16 protein-coding genes are annotated in these 16,989 nt (G+C 61.0%); 12 read left to right on the forward strand and 4 right to left on the reverse strand.

Annotated features, from left to right (window positions below):
- The first annotated feature begins 52 nt into the window (after positions 1–52).
- A complete protein-coding gene (locus A6U86_RS22755) occupies positions 53–1,306 on the forward strand; it encodes an LVIVD repeat-containing protein (RefSeq protein WP_068395489.1) in 1,254 nt (417 codons plus the stop codon).
- A 74-nt stretch (positions 1,307–1,380) separates the two neighbouring features.
- Here the strand turns inward: A6U86_RS22755 and mgrA are convergent, their stop codons facing one another.
- Entirely contained in the window at positions 1,381–2,424 is a 1,044-nt protein-coding gene (mgrA, locus tag A6U86_RS22760; RefSeq protein WP_068395491.1) for an L-glyceraldehyde 3-phosphate reductase, read from the reverse strand.
- Between the two features lie 407 nt (positions 2,425–2,831).
- On the opposite strand from mgrA, the gene A6U86_RS22765 reads away from it, so the two are divergent.
- Genes A6U86_RS22765 through A6U86_RS22800 form a run of 8 tightly spaced genes read left to right on the forward strand, consistent with a single transcriptional unit; the run spans position 2,832 to position 11,187 of the window.
- Positions 2,832–3,866 (forward strand): ABC transporter substrate-binding protein, encoded by a 1,035-nt coding sequence (locus tag A6U86_RS22765; RefSeq protein WP_068395493.1) that lies wholly within the window; start codon positions 2,832–2,834, stop codon positions 3,864–3,866.
- A 5-nt stretch (positions 3,867–3,871) separates the two neighbouring features.
- Entirely contained in the window at positions 3,872–4,684 is an 813-nt protein-coding gene (locus A6U86_RS22770) for an ABC transporter ATP-binding protein (protein ID WP_068395495.1), read from the forward strand.
- The gene (locus tag A6U86_RS22775) at positions 4,681–5,514 is read left to right on the forward strand and encodes an ABC transporter permease (RefSeq protein ID WP_068395497.1); all 834 of its coding nucleotides are present in this window, start codon (positions 4,681–4,683) and stop codon (positions 5,512–5,514) included. Before A6U86_RS22770 ends, A6U86_RS22775 begins: the two co-directional genes overlap by 4 nt.
- 30 nt (positions 5,515–5,544) lie before the next feature.
- Complete coding sequence (locus A6U86_RS22780; protein WP_068395499.1) at positions 5,545–6,903, forward strand: FAD-dependent oxidoreductase; 1,359 nt, start codon at positions 5,545–5,547, stop codon at positions 6,901–6,903.
- On the forward strand, positions 6,900–8,057 hold the full coding sequence (locus A6U86_RS22785; protein WP_068395500.1) for a CaiB/BaiF CoA-transferase family protein: 1,158 nt from the start codon (positions 6,900–6,902) through the stop codon (positions 8,055–8,057). Before A6U86_RS22780 ends, A6U86_RS22785 begins: the two co-directional genes overlap by 4 nt.
- Complete coding sequence (locus tag A6U86_RS22790) at positions 8,054–8,830, forward strand: enoyl-CoA hydratase-related protein (RefSeq protein ID WP_068395502.1); 777 nt, start codon at positions 8,054–8,056, stop codon at positions 8,828–8,830. The genes A6U86_RS22785 and A6U86_RS22790 overlap by 4 nt, the downstream gene beginning before the upstream one ends.
- Before the next feature lie 35 nt (positions 8,831–8,865).
- A complete protein-coding gene (locus tag A6U86_RS22795) occupies positions 8,866–9,789 on the forward strand; it encodes a LysR family transcriptional regulator (protein WP_068395504.1) in 924 nt (307 codons plus the stop codon).
- Positions 9,790–9,801: 12 nt separating this feature from the next.
- Positions 9,802–11,187, forward strand: coding sequence for an amidohydrolase family protein (locus tag A6U86_RS22800; protein WP_068395505.1), 1,386 nt, complete (start codon positions 9,802–9,804; stop codon positions 11,185–11,187).
- Between the two features lie 18 nt (positions 11,188–11,205).
- Here A6U86_RS22800 and A6U86_RS22805 read toward each other — a convergent pair whose 3' ends face one another.
- The 3 genes from A6U86_RS22805 to A6U86_RS35920 form a co-directional block, all read right to left on the reverse strand.
- Complete coding sequence (locus A6U86_RS22805; protein WP_068396056.1) at positions 11,206–12,096, reverse strand: dihydrodipicolinate synthase family protein; 891 nt, start codon at positions 12,094–12,096, stop codon at positions 11,206–11,208.
- Positions 12,097–12,117: 21 nt separating this feature from the next.
- Positions 12,118–12,459 carry a ferredoxin gene (gene fdxA / locus A6U86_RS34850; RefSeq protein ID WP_083196943.1) on the reverse strand — a complete coding sequence of 114 codons (342 nt, stop codon included), beginning with the start codon at positions 12,457–12,459 and terminating at the stop codon, positions 12,118–12,120.
- A gap of 198 nt (positions 12,460–12,657) precedes the next feature.
- Positions 12,658–13,113: a hypothetical protein gene (locus A6U86_RS35920; RefSeq protein WP_244510055.1), complete on the reverse strand. Its 456-nt coding sequence runs from the start codon at positions 13,111–13,113 to the stop codon at positions 12,658–12,660.
- A gap of 90 nt (positions 13,114–13,203) precedes the next feature.
- On the opposite strand from A6U86_RS35920, the gene A6U86_RS22820 reads away from it, so the two are divergent.
- From A6U86_RS22820 to A6U86_RS22830, 3 genes are all read left to right on the forward strand, one after another.
- Complete coding sequence (locus A6U86_RS22820; RefSeq protein ID WP_068395509.1) at positions 13,204–13,923, forward strand: CDP-diacylglycerol diphosphatase; 720 nt, start codon at positions 13,204–13,206, stop codon at positions 13,921–13,923.
- A gap of 290 nt (positions 13,924–14,213) precedes the next feature.
- The gene (locus tag A6U86_RS22825; RefSeq protein WP_068395511.1) at positions 14,214–14,675 is read left to right on the forward strand and encodes a (2Fe-2S)-binding protein; all 462 of its coding nucleotides are present in this window, start codon (positions 14,214–14,216) and stop codon (positions 14,673–14,675) included.
- The gene (locus tag A6U86_RS22830; RefSeq protein WP_068395513.1) at positions 14,672–16,936 is read left to right on the forward strand and encodes a xanthine dehydrogenase family protein molybdopterin-binding subunit; all 2,265 of its coding nucleotides are present in this window, start codon (positions 14,672–14,674) and stop codon (positions 16,934–16,936) included. Before A6U86_RS22825 ends, A6U86_RS22830 begins: the two co-directional genes overlap by 4 nt.
- Positions 16,937–16,989: the final 53 nt, after the last annotated feature.

A 16,989-nucleotide genomic window follows, 5' to 3' on the forward strand; every position in this document is an offset into this window, starting at 1 on the left:
TGCCGCCCGTCAGGGCGGCGCTTCTCGTTCTTCGGATGATGTGAGAAGACACATGACATCGATCGACCTGCCCAAACCGGATTTTACCCGCAACATGACGCTGATCGGTCATAGCGATATCGGCGGTCGCGGCGACGGGCTGCAATTGATGGTCCATCGCGGGCACGCCTATGTCGCGCATCCCTGGTCGCAAGGCTTTTCGATCGTCGACGTGCGCGACCCCAGGAATGCGCGGACAGTGAATTATCTGCCGGCCCCGGCCAACAGCTGGAATATTCACCTTCAGACCCATGGCGACCTGCTGCTTGTCATCAACGCGCTGGATCTCTTTGCCGATGTGGAGACCTTTACCGACGAAAAGGCCTACTACACCCAATCGGTCGGAGAGACGGTGGCGTCCAGAAAGCGCGATCGTGCATGGACTGCCGGCATGAGCGTCTTCGATATTTCCGCCCCCGACAGGCCGCGGAAGATCGGTCAGCTTGACGTCGAAGGCGTCGGCCTTCATCGCCTTTGGTATGTCGGCGGCCGTTATGCCTATGCTTCCGCACTGCTGGACGGCTTTACCGACTACATCTTCGTCACCATCGACATGGCCGATCCGACAAGGCCAACACTGGTCGGCCAATGGTGGCTTCCCGGCATGAACCGGGCAGCGGGTGAAACGCCGAATTGGGGCGACGGCAAGCGCTATGCACTGCACCACGCACTGGTCCACGGCGATACCGCCTATGCCTGCTGGCGCGATGGCGGACTGACCCTTCTCGACATCAGGGATCATTCCGCGCCAAAGCTCATCAAGCATCACAACTGGTGCCCGCCCTATGGCGGCGGAACGCACTCGCCGTTGCCGCTTCCCGGCCGGGAGCTTCTGGTGGTGGCGGATGAGGCAGTGCTCGACAATGAGGAGGACGGGCGAAAGCACACCTGGATCTTCGACATCCGCGTGCCAGAAAATCCAATCAGCATTTCGACCTTCCCGATCCCCGACGAGATCGACTACACCCGGAAGGGCGGCCATTTCGGTCCGCACAATCTCCATGAAAACCGCCCGGGTTCGTTTGTCTCGGAAACGCTGATCTTCGCCACCTGGCAGAATGCCGGCATCCGCGCTTTCGATATCTCCGATCCCTATCACCCGGTCGAAACGGGCGCTCTCGTCCCGACCGGACCGACGGCCATGACAGATCGGCGCCCGGGACGGCCGAAGGTGATCCAATCAGCGGATGTCTTCGTCGACGCAAACGGGCTGATCTACGCGACGGATTACAATGCCGGCCTGGAAATCATCGAATATGGCGGCTGAGGGGTGCTCTCAGGCCTGCGAAACCTAAACCGTGATCCGCCCGAAGCTTGCGCTTCGGGCGGATTTTTTGCTGCTCAGACGACTTCGTCGTGCGATGGCTTTTCCCAGAGATTGATGCCGCCTTCCACGGCATAGCGATCGATCTCCGCAAGCTCTTCCGGGCTGAATGTCAGGTCGTTGAGTGCAGCCACATTCTCTTCCACCTGACGCGCGGAGCTTGCGCCGATGAGCGCCGAGGTGACGCGTGGATCTCTCAGGACCCAGGCAATGGCAAGCTGGGCAAGCGATTGTCCCCGGCGCTTGGCGATCTCGTTGAGCGCCCGTGCGCGGTCGATGTTCTCTTCCTTCAAATGTTCCGGCCGCAGGAAATCGCCGCCGGGACGGTTGACGCGCGCATCCTCTGGAATTCCGTTCAGATACTTGTTCGTCAGCAATCCCTGGGCAAGCGGCGTAAAGGCAATGATACCTGCGCCCACTTCGTCGGAAGCCGCAATCAGATCCTTCTCGATCCAGCGGTTGAACAGGTTATAGGCCGGCTGGTTAATCAGCAGCGGTACCTGCCGCTCCTTGAGAAGGGCGGCAATTTCGCGCGTCTTGTTGCCGGAATAGGAGGAGACGCCGACATAGAGCGCCTTGCCTTGCCGGACGGCCTGCGCCAGGGCGTCTGCAGTTTCTTCCAGCGGCGTCTCGGCATCGAAACGGTGGGAATAGAAAATATCGACATAGTCGAGGCCAAGGCGACTGAGGCTCTGGTCGAGACTGGAGAGCAGCGCCTTCTTCGAGCCGCCGCCGCGACCATAGGGACCCGGCCACATATCCCAACCTGCCTTGGTCGAGATGATCAGCTCATCGCGATAGGAGGCGAGGTCCTGTTTCAGGATATGGCCGAAGTTGATCTCGGCGCTTCCAGCGGGCGGACCATAATTGTTGGCGAGATCGAAATGCGTGATGCCGAGATCGAAGGCCTTGAAGAGGATCGACCTTTGCGCATCGAGCGGTGTCGTATCACCAAAATTGTGCCAGAGGCCAAAGGAGATTGCCGGCAGCTTCAGGCCGCTCCGGCCAACCCGGCGGAAATGGGCGGAGTCATAGCGTTCCGGATCGGGGTGGTAAGTCATGAATTGTCTTCCTGTTGGTCACACCGTGCGGGCGCCGGTTCGTTTGGACGAGGTCTGTGCTTGGGAACACTGACCCCAGTTTTGATCGTTATCGCGATCTCGCGACGCAGGGAGAATGGCAGAGTCCAATTCGATAAGAAGCCATCCCATATTTTTTATCGGCTAAATCGGAGAAGTTTTTTCCAGCGCAGCCTGCATGGGCTACGATAGTCTCGCATCAAGGCTCAAAGCCCCCATCGCGTGCGATCACCGATCTCTCTTCCGGATGATCGTTACCGTTGCCTTTTCGGCAATCGATAGTGCGCATAATTGTTCTTTATTAGAACGCTGAATTCCCCCATCATCCCCGCATCGGTGGATAACGAGACGAAAAGTCCGATCGCCCGATCAACAGGGGAACTATCAGAATGTCTCAATTCATGATGAATCGCCGTCGTTTCCTGTCCAATGCTGCTCTGGTCGGCGGGCTCGCCGCGACGCAGACTTTCGTCGGTATCCGCGCCGGCAAGGCGGCCGATGTCGCCGAAGTTCGCATGCAGCTCGGCTGGCTTGCCTCGAACGGTCTGATTGGTGAGGTTGCGGCGCAGAAGAAGGGCTTCTTCACCGAACAGGGCATCAACCTCACCATCGTGCCCGGAGGCCCGAATGTCGATGGTGTTGCGGGCGTCGCCGCCGGACAATCCACCATCGGCCAGATTTCCTCCAGCCCATCCGTGATGCTCGCGCGCTCGGCCGGCATGCCCGTCAAGGCTTTCCTGGCCGGGTACCGTAAGCATCCGTTTACATATTTCTCGCTGAAGAAAGCGCCGATCCGCGAGCCGAAGGACATGATCGGCAAGACGATCGCCACCCAACCGACAGCCTTCATCCTGCTGCGCGCTCTCCTTGCCCAGAACGGCATTCCCGAGGACAAGGTGAAGATGGTCAACATGGGTTCCGACATGAACCAGTTGCTCACGGGACAAGCCGATGCCGTGACCGGCTGGGTGACCAATACCAATGCGCTGAAGGTGCTGGGCGACGAGCGCGTCGACATGATGCTCTGGGATGCCGGCCTGCAGCTCTACGCCAACGTCTACTACACGACCGACGAGCAGCTCGACAAGCATTCCGACGTGCTGGTGCGTTTCACCACGGCCGCCGCCAAGGGCTGGGGCTATGTCCGAGACCATCCGGAAGAAGCCGTCGACATGCTGGTCGACGCCTATCCCAACCTCGACAAGGCGAGCGAACTCGAGGCAGTCCGCCCCGTCATCGACTTCTCCTTTGGCGACAGCACCAAGCAGACCGGCTGGGGCGCCATGAACAAGGACAACTGGGCAGCCCAGATCAAGGCCTATGCCGATTTGAAGCAATTTGCCGGCGCGGTTCCGACTGTCGACGACGTCGCCACCATGGCGATCCTCGACGCGACCACCGATATCCGCAAACAGATCGGGTGAACGCCATGATGAGCGCCGCCACCATCAAACAGCCGCTGCCGGTTGCCGAAACAGCAAGGCTTGCCGTCTCCATTCGTAACCTCGACATCCGCTTCGGCGACAAGGGCAACGAGTTCACCGCGCTGTCGAATGTCTCAGTCGATATTGCCGAAGGCTCGTTCGTCACCATGCTCGGGCCGTCGGGCTGTGGGAAATCGACCCTGCTGCGCTGTATTGCCGACCTTGTCGAAATCAGCGACGGCTCGGTCTCCGTGTTCGGGCGGCCACCGCGCCAGGCACGCGAAGGCCGCGACTTCGCCTTCGTCTTCCAGGAAGCAACGCTGCTGCCCTGGCGCAGCGTCATCGACAATGTCCGTCTGCCGCTCGAAGTCGGCAAGCATGACAAGAGCTCCTATGCCGATCCCATGGAACTGCTCGCTCTCGTCGGCCTGAAGGGGCGTGAAAACGCCCTGCCGCATGAGCTATCCGGCGGCATGCGCCAGCGTGTGGCGATTGCCCGCGCGCTGGTGACCAAGCCGCGCATCCTGCTGATGGACGAGCCCTTCGGCGCGCTGGACGAAATCACCCGCGACAAGCTCAACGAGGAACTGCTGCGTATCTGGCGGGAAACGGGCACGACCATCGTCTTCGTAACGCATTCCATTCCCGAAGCGGTGTTCCTCGGCCAGCATGTGCTGATGCTGCAGGCCCATCCCGGCCGGGTAAAGGAATTCATGAAGGTCGATCTTCCCTATCCCCGCGCGCTTTCCATGCGCGACACGGTCGATTTCATCAAGGTGACAGCACATCTGCGCAAGCTGCTGGAGGAATGCATATGAGCAACGCCGTGCACTCCGAAATCCATGGGATCGCCAAGGCACCGCGCAAGGTGGCGATCCTCGATGCCACCGTTGGCGTTCTCTCCTCGAACATGCCGGCGATCCTGGCAGCCCTCGGCTGTATCGTGCTGTGGCAGGCGGTCATCTGGATCTTCAAGATCCCGACCTTCATGGCGCCGGCCCCGGTCGACGTCCTCTACGCCTTTCACGACAATGCCGCGACACTCATGCGCAATCTCCTGCCGACACTGCTCGAAGCCGTTCTCGGTTTCATCTTCGGCAATCTCGTCGCGATCATGCTGGCGATCTGGTTCGTTCACAACGCTACCGCGGAGAAGGCCTTCTATCCGATCGCCGTCTTCGTCAAGGCGATCCCGATCATCGCGCTTGCGCCGATCCTCGTGCTGATCTTCGGCAACGGCGTCGCCCCGAAAATCATCATTGCCGGCCTCATCTGTTTCTTTCCGACGCTGGTCAACATGGTTCAGGGACTTCGCGCCGCGAGCCCCGCCATGCTCGATCTCATGCGGGTGCTTTCGGCCAGCAACTCCGAAATCCTCTGGAAGGTCCGCCTTCCAAGCTCCCTGCCATTCCTCTTTGCGGCCTTGAAGATCGCGGCGACCAGCAGCGTCATGGGGGCGATCGTTGCCGAATGGATCGGCTCCAGCTTCGGGCTCGGCGCGCTGATCATCGAGGCAACCTACAATTTCCGCTCGCCGCTCCTCTACGCGACGGTGGTGATTGCCGCTCTGCTCGCCGTGATCCTCTTCTTCATCGTGTCGATTGCCGAGGCGAAGATGGTCCGCTGGAAGCCGGCCGGCCAGCACTAAACGCTCAAGAACAACATCAAGGAAACACCAATGACACAGGTTATTCATCAGCCTGCACGGGATATCTCTGTCGTCGATCGCTCCGATGTGGTGGTGGTCGGCGGCGGCCCGGCCGGGATCGCAGCAGCCGTATCAGCCGCAAGGAACGGCGCCAGCGTCACGCTTCTCGAACGCTATCCCTATGTCGGCGGTCTCGCCGCCGGCGGCATGGTGCTGGTGCTCGACGATATGATCAACGAGCTCGAAATCACGGTGCGCGGCATCTGCATGGAGATGATCGAGCGCATGAAGCGCTGGGGCCTTTGTGTGACGCCGACCGACCGTGATCGCCTGATCGAGTTCAGAGAAACACCGGAGGCCTGGCAGCGCTGGGCACGCTGGGGTCTTTTCGACTTCCACACCCAGGCGATGCCGCACCCGATCTGCTTTTCCGCGGCCTTCGATCCAGACGCCTTCAAACGCGCCGCCTACGACATGATCGGCGAAGCCAAGATCAAGCTCCGGACCCATAGCTGGTTCTCCTCGGCAATCGTCGAAGATCGGACAATCAAGGGCGTGATCTGCCAGACGAAAGAAGGCATGCAGGCCATTCTCGGCGATGTTGTCATCGACACGACAGGCGATCTGGACGTAGCAGCCAGCGCCGGAGCCGCGCACATCGAATCCAATTTCATCCTGACCACGGTTTCGCGCTGGGGCGGCGTCAATACGGAGGCGGCCGAGCGCTTCGAACGGGAAGAGCCCGAGGCCTTCAAGCTGCTCGATCACGAGGCCAAGCGGCTGATCGGCGGTTGCTGGTCCTTCTGGTGGCTGAAGACCCCGCTGCCAGGCGTTGTCTGGCTGAACTGCCCGCATATGCCGACGCTGAGCGGCCTGAAGGTGGCCGACCTGGCCAAGGCCGAAATCGAAGGCCGCTCGCGCATCGCCCGACTGCTCGAATTTGCGCGTCAGAAGATGCCCGGCTTCGAGAATGCCTATGTTGTCGATTTCGCACCGCAGACCGGCGTGCGCCAGACCCGGCAGTTGGAAGGCGCCTATGTCGTCACCAAGGATGACGTCATGTCACGCCGTCACTTCGCCGATACGGTCTGCCGCGGCCGCGATTACTACACCCCCTATCGATCGATGCTGCCGAAAGAGATCGATCAGCTGATCGTCGCCGGTCGGCACTATTCGGCAACGCCACAGGCACAGAAGGCCAGCCGCGAAATCCCGCCCTGCATGGCGATGGGCGAGGCTGCGGGCGTTGCGGCAACCGTTGCTCTCAATACCGGGACGATCGTTCGCAAGGCCGATATCAGCGCAATACAGAAGCAGATGCGAGCCCAAGGCGCCGACCCCGGCGATATTCCCTCGGAGAACGCAACATATTTGGAGGCTGCAGAATGACGACCTTACCACTCGACGGAATCCGCGTGATCGACTTCACGCAGGTCATGCTCGGACCGTCCTGCACGCAGGTTCTGGCGGATTACGGCGCCGAGGTCATCAAGATCGAGAAGGTCAAGATCGGCGATCTCTCGCGCTGGTCGCTCGGCTCCGATCCCGACGGCCTCAACAATCCCGTCTTCTGCTCGCTGAACCGCAACAAGAAGAGCCTGGCGTTGGACCTGAAAGACCCGGTGGCACAGAAATCCGTGCGGACGCTGCTGGAAACGGCCGACGTCGTCGTCAACAACTTCCGGCCTGGGGTCATGGAGCGCATGGGCTTCGGTTTCGAGGACCTGAAGAAGATCAATCAGCGTTTGATCTACGCCGTCGGCACCGGCTTCGGACTGACCGGCCCCTATCAGCACAAGGGCGGACAGGACGTGCTGGCACAGGCCGTCTCAGGTGTCATGCGTCGCAAGTCCGACAACAGCCATCCGACGTCAATCTACGCCACGCCGCTCGCCGACTATTCGGCCGGCATGCATCTCGTCCAGGGCATCCTGCTTGCCCTCCTGCAGCGCGACAAAACAGGCGAAGGCCAGCAGGTGGCTGTCAGCCTCTACAATTCCATGATCGCCATGCAGATGCAGGAAGGCACGACGCATCTGATGCGGCAAAGGGATCTGAACTGGGGTGCATTCCCGCTGACCGGTGTCTTCGAAACCACGGATGGCGCCATCGTGATGGTTGGCGCTTTCAAGCCCAATCCGCTGCGCGACATCTGCGAGGCACTGGAAATCGAGGACCTTTCCCAATATCCGCACTATAAGGATTTCGACGCCCAGATGGCGCGGCGGCCGGAATTGCAGGCGATCTTCCGCGACAATTTCGCAAAAAACAGCACGGCGCACTGGATCGAGCGGCTGGAAGGCGTCGATATTCTCTGCGCGCCGGTGCGCTCGTTGCCGGAGGCGCTCAAGGACGAACAGACCATCATCAACAAGATGATCCTCGAGGCGGGCGAGACGGCCGCAGGCCCGATCCGGCTGATCGGCTCGCCGATCGACATGTCCGCCGCCCACGTCACCGTGCGCATTTCGCCGCCACAGCTTGGCCAACACAATGATGAAATTCTGGCCTCGCTTTCCGGGCTCCAGGGGGACGCGGCATGAGCGTTTCCTTCTCCGTAGAAGATCGCGTTGCCCGCGTCACGCTCGACCGGCCCGAGCGGATGAACGCTGTCGATGCCGGAACCGAGAGAGAACTTGAGGCGATCTGGTCGGAGATCGAACGGCGTGACGACATCAGCTGTGTCGTCCTGACAGGCGCGGGCGAAAGGGCCTTCTGCGCCGGCGCCGACCTTAAGGGCGGCAGCGGTAGTTCCGGGGTCGACTATTGGGCGGTCGGCCGCGAGAACGGCTTTGGCGGTCTCGCCTTCCGCCGCTCGCTCGACGTGCCGGTCATTGCCCGCGTCAATGGCTATGCGCTTGGCGGTGGGTTTGAGATGGTGCTTGGCTGCGATATCGTCGTGGCTGTGGAAACGGCCCGCTTCGGCCTACCGGAAGCACGCGTCGGCCGCATGCCGCTCGATGGCGGTATGATCCTGCTGCAGCGCAAGATCGCCTTCAATCGCGCCATGGCCGTCATGCTGACCGGACGTCAATTCAGCGCACGCGAAATGGCGGACTGCGGCATTGTCAACGAGGTGGTGCCGGCCGCGGAGCTTGATGCTGCTGTCGATCGCTGGGTCGCGGATATCGTCGCCTGCGCACCGCTGTCGCTGCGCGCCATCAAGCAGACGGTGAACCGCACCGCGCATCTTGGGCCTGCCGAAGCGCAGGCGCTGCGCACACCGGCCCTGATCAAGGCGCTAAAAAGCGAGGATGCCATGGAGGGGGTCGCAGCCTTCCAGGAGAAGCGTGCTCCCGTTTGGCGCGGCAGATAGGCATGTTATAGCTTCGAGATTGCCGAGGGCCATCCATGCATGCCAGCATTCTGAAGTATTTCGCCGAAGTCGCACGTTCGGGATCGATCCGCAAAGCATCCGAGGAGCTGCATGTCGCGACCTCCGCCGTCAGCCGTCAGATCAAGAAACTGGAGGACGAGCTCGGTACGCCGCTGTTCGAGCGCTTCTCCGATGGCTTGCGATTGACATCGGCCGGCGAGATCGTGCTGCGGCATGCCAAGGACACCCTGCACGAATACGAGATCATGAAATCCAATCTCGGCGATCTTCATGGCAAGAGCACGGGCCGTGTGCACATCGCCGCGCTGGACAGCCTTGCCATCCAGTTCCTGCCGGAATTCGTGTCAGGCTTCCACAAGAAGCACCCGGCCGTGGACTTCCGCATTCGCACCGACAACTACAACAACATCTTCCGCTTCCTCGCCGAGGGTGACGTCGATATCGGCGTGACCTTCGACCTTGCCCGGCCGCACGACATGAAGCTGATCCACGGCGTGCGCATGCCGTTGATGGCGATCGTCGCCAAGACCCATCCGCTTGCGCGGCAGAAATCCGTGACGCTGCAGGAATGCGCGCAGTTCAACATGCTGCTGCAGCTCGATAACGAAGTCATGAGCTCGATGATCGCCGTCGAGCTCGGCGCGCTCAACCGCGTCGGCCGCACACTCGTTGCGACGAACAATCAGATGATGCTGAAACCGATGATCCTTTCAGGCGAAGGTGTCGCCTTCTTCACGCCGCTCGGCCTGCTGCGCGAGCTGGAAGCGGGCGATGCCGTGGCGCTCCCGATCGCCGGATCGAAGCTCCAGAATCTCGAAGTCGGCATCGTCGTCTCACGCCGCCGCCAGCTCACCCACGCAACCGAGGTCGTCGCCCAGTCGATGGGCGAGGAACTGGCGAAATTCGGCGAGAAGATAAACGCGGTAGTCTCAAGGTAGGGGAAGAGAGTGATGTCCGTGCGGTTGCTGCTCAATCCCGGTGAAGCGCCTGCCCGAAGGGTCGCGGATGGGGCAGAACTGCCGCAGGCACTTCAACCCTTTGGCTTGCAATCCGGCGATCTGGTGTTGCCCTCGCCCGTCAACGCGCACGATCATGGCTATGGCATCCGCACCCTCGATTTCGGCGCGATCGACGACGCACTGGAAGTGTGGATACCAGGGCTGAGACTGCGCCCCCGCACGGATCCCTATCTCGAAGCGCTCGTCGCCTTTGGCCGGCTTGCGAAAACAGGCGTCGGTGCCACCATGCATTGCCACAACTCCTTGAATGTCGATCGCCTGGTTGACGAGGCAAAGGATGTCATGCGCGCTGCAGGCGACATCGGCATTCGGCTTGGGCTCTCCTGCCCGCTGCTCGACCATGATGCCTGGGCCTATGATGGCGGGCCGCAAAGGCTCAAACCCCTTCTGCCGGCGAGTGACTGGCACGCGCTCGAGACAACCATTCCGGCCTATGCTCCGATCCAAAGGCAGCTCGAAGCAGTCGAGGCGGTTGCGGCGGCAAACTCCAATCCGCTGGTCGATGTGCAATATGGCCCCATCGGGCCGCAATGGTGCTCAAACGCGCTACTTGAGGCAATTGCCGAGGCCTCTGCCGCGCACAACAGGCGCATCCATATGCATCTGCTTGAAAGCCCGCGTCAGCGCTTATGGCTCGACCGGCGTTTTCCTGAAGGAGTGGTCAATTACCTCGATAGAATAGGCTTCCTGTCGCCGCGCCTGGCGGTTGCGCATGGCGTCCAGCTGCGCCCAGATGAATGCGCGCTTCTTGCCGAACGTGGCGTGCAGCTCGTCAGCAATCCCACCGCCAATCTGCGCCTCCGCTCGGGCGTGGCGCCCATAGCCGCATCCGATGGTCCCGCCTTCGCCATCGGCCTCGACGGCACCGGTTTCGATGACGATCAGGATCTCTGGCGCGAAATGCGGCTGCTCTACCTCCTGCACGGTGGCCGCGAGCTGACGCGGCGGCTGACGGCCTCGCAACTATTTGACGCCGCCATCCATGTCGGCGCCCAAGTCATCAACGCCAAAAAGGCGGAGGACTTCACGATCGTTGATTATCAGACGCTGACTGCCGACGCCCTGTTTGACGATGTCGACGAGGCGGAAGTTCTGTTGGCACGCATGAGCGCCAGATATGCCAAGGGGCTAATCGTTTCGGGCCGCGAGGTCATGAGCGACGGCAGATTAACCGGCATCGACTTCGACGCCGCCTTGCGCGAGTTGCAGGCACAGGCAAAAGCCGACCTGCCACGACTGGAGAAACAGCGACCGCTCGTCCGAGCCTTATCGGAAGCGACGCGCGCTTACTATGCCGAGTGGCCCGGCATCTCCTGATACCGGACCAAGGCAACGTCATCCCTCAGTCAGCGCACCGATCCGCAAGGCATTAAGGCTCTCGAGCCTCGCCTCATCGGTAATCTCCAATTGCGGCGGCAGCACCCTGCTCCATCCGGCATTTCCGCTGCGCTTGCCGACGAGATATTTGACCGCAGGAATGAGGGGGTGAGCGGCAATGGCCTGTCGCAGGCCGCGAACCTGCTCTAGCAGCGCGAGATTGTCCTGATCACGCCATAGCTGTTGCGACGAGCGGGGATCGATGTTGACGGTGGCGGAGATGCATCCGGCATAGCCGTCACGTCTGGCATCGGCGAGCGCGGCCTCGGTGCTTGGGAAGACTGCGAAACCGGCAATTTTGGCAAGTTCGCGCGCATAGGCGAGATTGCCGGAACTGTCCTTCATGCCATGGACCCGCTCGGGAAAGGTCTCCGCAAGCCGGGCAGACAGCGCTGGCGAAAACTCGATGCCGGTCAATTGCGGGAAATTATAGAGATAGATCGCAATCGGCGTCTCGGCCGTCAGGCGGATAAGCTCTGCAAACCAGACGAATAGTCCGTGCTGATCGACCGGCTTATAGTAATAGGGCGGCAGGACGAGCGCGGCTGAGAAACCGAGATCGAAGGCCCTGCGCGTCAGCGCGACAGTGGTTTCCAGATCCGGCGTGCCAGTGCCGACCATCATTCTGGCGCCATCCAGCCCGCGAGCCGCGGTCGTCATCAGCGCACTGCGCTGCGAGGCCGAGAGCGAATTGGCCTCGCCGGTCGTTCCCAGCACGTTCAGGAAATCGCAGCCGTTTTCGAGGCACCAGCGGGCATGTTCGATAAAGGCGTCGCTGTCGATATCACCACGATGATCAAAAGGCGTCGGCACGGCGGCAATCACGCCGGCAATCCGGGTTTTCGTCACGAGAAGGCTCCTCACATGGTCTCACAGGCGGTTTTCAGAAGGTACGCGATAGGCGGCGACAAAGGGATGATCCTGGCTAGTCGTTCGGCTCTTGTCCCAACCGCCGGGGGCGCCCCAGCCGGTGACGGCATCGGCAAAGAAATCACGGTTCACATCGCGAAGGATCTGCCGCTCGGCAGGCATTTCCTGATCCCACAAGATAGCGTCGACCGGACAGACGGAAAGACAAAGCCCGCAATTGATGCATTCTTCGGGGTGAATGTAGAACATCCGCCCACCTTCGTAGATGCAGTCCACCGGACACGCGACGGTGCAATCGCCATCCTTGATATCGATACAGGGCTCTGTGATTACGTAAGCCATAAGTTCCGCCTCGCACGCTCTCAGGGGCGCTTTCGGCAAACTATGACAAACAACAGCGTTCTGAAGAAGCGCTGATTTTCGGCGCTTCCGTTGCCGAAATGGCAACGCATCGGAGAATATAAAAACAGAAAAAGCCGAGACAAGCCCGGCTTTCAAACTGATTGCGGATATCACCGCAACAGGTCAGCAGCGCGGCGGTTAGCCGTTCTGGTCGCCGCTATTTTCGGCGCCCGGCTCCTGTTCCTTTTCCTTCAGCACGTCCGTCAGCTTGTTCACGCCTTCGAAGCCCGCGACGGCGGCGGCGGCCTTGGTCAGGAAACCCGCATTCGGGTCGACAGCATCCACGGCATCTTCGGCTGCGACAGCACCCGCTACTTCTTCAATCAGTTTTCCGATACCCATTTTAAGCTCCTGATGATTTTGCTCCGCGGCAGGATTGCGGCGATCGAGCATTGCGAACACCTCGTCGCAGGCATTTGAAGGGTCACGGGACTGGCTACGGTCGCGACCTTTCAACCCTGTGGCGAGGCATGGTTTCCCCGGCCCCTGCCATTTAGGCAACCAAGCTGAAGGCGGCATTAGGCGACGATGAAGCGAGACTGATATCGGCATCTTTGCGGCGCCGATCCCGCCATCGACTTGGGCTTTCGCCATCATACCGTCATAACGACCTCACAGCTTGAGATTATGTTTCAGGCCATTTCCAGGAATGCCCGAGCTGTTCGAACAAGGGAAATTTCGTGCATGACACTTTCGCGCCGCGTCACGGCTCTTGCCGTATCCTTTCTTCCCCTTCTCTTTGCCCCTGCCTTTGCCGATTCCGACGTCCTGTGGAAAATCGTGCATGACAAATGCGTCGTACAGACAGCTCCATGCCTCTCGGTCAACACCACCGAGCATTATGCCATATTGAAGGACCTGAGAGGCGTCGCACAAACTCTCCTGATCCCCACGGACAAGATCACCGGCATGGAAAGCCCGGCGCTGCTCGACCCCGCGACACATAACTACTTCGCCGACGCCTGGGCTGAGCACGGCGATGTCGACGCCCGATTGCCGCATGCCGTTCCGCGCGACGGGATGAGCCTCGCCATCAATGCCGAGCAAGCCCGCTCGCAGAACCAGCTGCACATCCACATGGATTGCCTGAGCGCCGATGCTCGCGCGGCCTTGAAGGCGGATGCGGATCGTATCGGAACCGAATGGGCACCCCTTCCCGATGCCGTCGCCGGTCACCAGTTTGCCGCTTTGCGGGTCAAAGGCGAGACCTTGGGCGATTTCAATCCGTTCACCGCCCTCGCCAAGACGCTGAAGGACCCGGCAAAGGAAATGGGTGACCATAATCTCGTCGTTGTCGGCGCCAATTTCACCGATGGCCCCGGCTTCATCGTGCTGACGGACGTTGCCCGGCCCGGCATGGGTGGCGAGGATGTGCAGGACCACAGCTGCACGATCATGCGTTAAACCGGTCAAATATTGACCTTGCCGGAGCGGCCGGCCGCCGTTTTCGGCCATGACGGGTCCGGCGCTCCGGACCCTTGACGCCCTATGAAACGCAGCCCGTTCCATGACTTATGAATGGGACAGCTAAATCCTATGATGAATCACACTCTAGTGTTTCTGATGAAGCCGCTTCAGTGTTATAGTCCCGGCTTGTGAGCCTGAGCCTAGCGTCATCCGCTTGTTGAGCATTCAGATCATCGAACAGCGCCTGACATTGAGGGTTCGCAATCGAAAGCCTCAGGAGACGCTTCATGAATCTTCAGATCAATAGCCATTCCTATCAAGTCACATCGGATGGAGACACGCCGCTCCTCTGGATCATTCGCGACGAACTGGGCCTGACCGGAACCAAATATGGTTGCGGGCTGGCGCAATGCGGTGCCTGTTCGGTCCTGGTGGACGGAGAAGTGGTGCGCTCATGCGTGACGCCACTCGATAGTGTCGTCGGACGCCAGATCACCACGATCGAGGCCCTTGAGAACGACCCGATCGGCAAGCGTGTGGTCACCGCCTGGGTGAAGCACCAGGTTCCGCAATGCGGATACTGTCAATCGGGGCAGGTCGTGGCGGCGACCGCGCTCCTGAAGCAAAGCCCCAACCCATCCGATGACGAGATTGCCGCGGCGATGATCAATCTCTGTCGATGCGGAACTTACAATGCGATCAAGGCGGCCGTCAAAGACCTCTCCTCGAAAGAAGGAGAGACGCTATGACCGAGCCCAGCCCCAACCTTGTTCCTGAAGATGAATTCCCGACCGGATCTCCGGTCAACATCTCACGCCGTGGCTTTCTTCTTGCCTCCGCCGGGGCCGCGGCGGGTGCCTTCGTCCTCGGCTTCGGCGTCCCGGTCGGTACTGCCAGAGCGCAGCAGGCGGCAGCGGCCATGGCTCCGGGCACGCGCGTTCCCGCATTTCTGGAAATACGCGCCGACAATACGGTGCGTTTCATGAGCCCCTTCGTCGAAGGCGGCCAGGGCGTCTTTACCGCGATGGCCCAGATCGTCGGCGAAGAGCTTGATGTCGATCCGAAAATGTTCGTCGTCGAAAACGCTCCGACAGGCAGCGACTATCTGGTCATTCACGGCAAGATGCGCATCACCGGCGGCAGCATGTCGGTGCGCACCAGCTACGAGACCATGCGCAAGCTCGGCGCGCTTGCGCGCAACATGATCCTGCAGGCAGCCGCCAAGCGCCTGGATGCGCCGATCGGCGAACTGACGACGGAGCCAGGCCGCGTAATCCATGCTGCTTCCGGACGCTCCCTTGCCTATGGCGATGTTGCAGCGGAGGCGTTGGATCTTCCTGTGCCTGACCCTGCCAGCGTTGCCCTCAGGGATCCGAGCCAGTTCCGCTGGATCGGCAAGCCGGTCGAGCGTCTGGATGTCTACGACAAGTCAACCGGCAAGGCGATCTACGCGATCGATTGCAAGGTCGACGGCATGCTGCATGCCGCCGTCCAGCATGCTCCGCGCCTTGGCCTGATCGTGGGACGGATCCGCAATGAGGACCAGCTCCGCGCAATGCCTGGCGTTCATTCCGTCCATAATCTGCAAGGCGCTGTCGGCGTGGTTGCCGAGCGGTGGTGGAATGCGAAACGCGCGGCCGAAGCGGCCCAGGTCGACTGGAAAGAGCCCGGCCCGGATGCCAATCCGGCGTTTCGCCAGATGCCTGCGGACTTCTCGACGGTGGCCTTCAGCGATCGGCTGGCAAACGAGCCGGGTCCCGGCAAGGATGCGGAGAATGTCGGCGATACCGCCGGGGTTCTCTCGGGCGCAAAGACCGTCGTCTCGGCCACCTACAAGAGCCAGTATGTGCATCACGCACAATTGGAGCCACCCTCCACCCTGGCGCGCTTCAATCCGGACGGCTCTCTGGAAGTCTGGATGCCCAATCAGGCGCCGGAGCAATTCCAGGCCGATATTGCCAAGCTGACCGGCCTCGACGGATCGAAAGTCACGGTCCACAGCCCGCTTCTCGGCGGCTTTTTCGGGCGACATTTTCTCTATCCCTCCGCCAATCCCTATCCGCAGGCCATCCAGCTTGCCAAGGCGGTCGGACGCCCGGTCAAGCTCATCTGGAGCCGCGAAGAGGAGTTCCTCCGCGATCCGCTGCGCCCGATGGCGGCGGTGCGCTTCCGGGGCGCGCTCGACGCCTCCGGCATGCCCATTGCTCTTGAAGCCATCAGCGCCTGCGAGGGACCGACCGAGGGCGTTTTCGGTCATAAGGAGGACTCGCTGGATCCGACGGCGCTGGAGGGTCTAACCGGCAAGTCCTACGCCATCCCGAACTACCGTATCGCCCAGATCTATGTGAAAAACCCGACGATGCTCGCCTATTGGCGCTCGGTCGGCAATTCCATGAATGACTTCTTCTACGAGACATTCCTGGACGAACTGGCCGACAAGGGTGGGCAGGACCCTTACGAGCTGCGCACCAAGCTGCTGGCGAAAAATGAGCGGCTGAGCAAGCTGCTGAAAGCGGTCGGCGATCTCTCCGGCGGCTGGAAGCGAGGGCCGTTCACGGCGGAAGACGGCACGCGCCGTGCGCGCGGCGTCGCTATGGCATCTCCCTTCGGCAGCCATACGGCGGCGATTACCGAAGTCTCGATCCGCAACGGACAGGTGGTCGTTCACGATGTCTGGGAGGCAATCGATCCCGGCAGCATCGTCAATCCGGCGATCATCGAGGCGCAGATCAATTCGGCCTCGGCGCTTGGACTGTCGCAGGTGCTGATGGAGGAAGCCGTCTACAAGAACGGCGAGCCCGTGGCGCGCAACTACGATCTCTATCCGATCCTGCCGCCCGACCGCATGGCCCGCGTGCATGTTCGCATCGTCGAAAGCGGAGCAGAGATGGGCGGCATCGGCGAACCGGGGCTTCCCGCCATTCCGCCGGCGGTGGCCAACGCGGTTTCCACGCTGACCGGCAAGCGAATACGCAGCATGCCGCTCTCCAACTACACCTTTGAAAGCTAAGGCGCGGCTAACGCTGCGCCTGGCACAGTTTCGGCTCCCGGTCCTTTCTTGGC

Origin of the sequence: Rhizobium sp. AC27/96 (assembly GCF_001692325.1) — a bacterium.
In the GTDB taxonomy this organism is placed as follows: domain Bacteria; phylum Pseudomonadota; class Alphaproteobacteria; order Rhizobiales; family Rhizobiaceae; genus Rhizobium.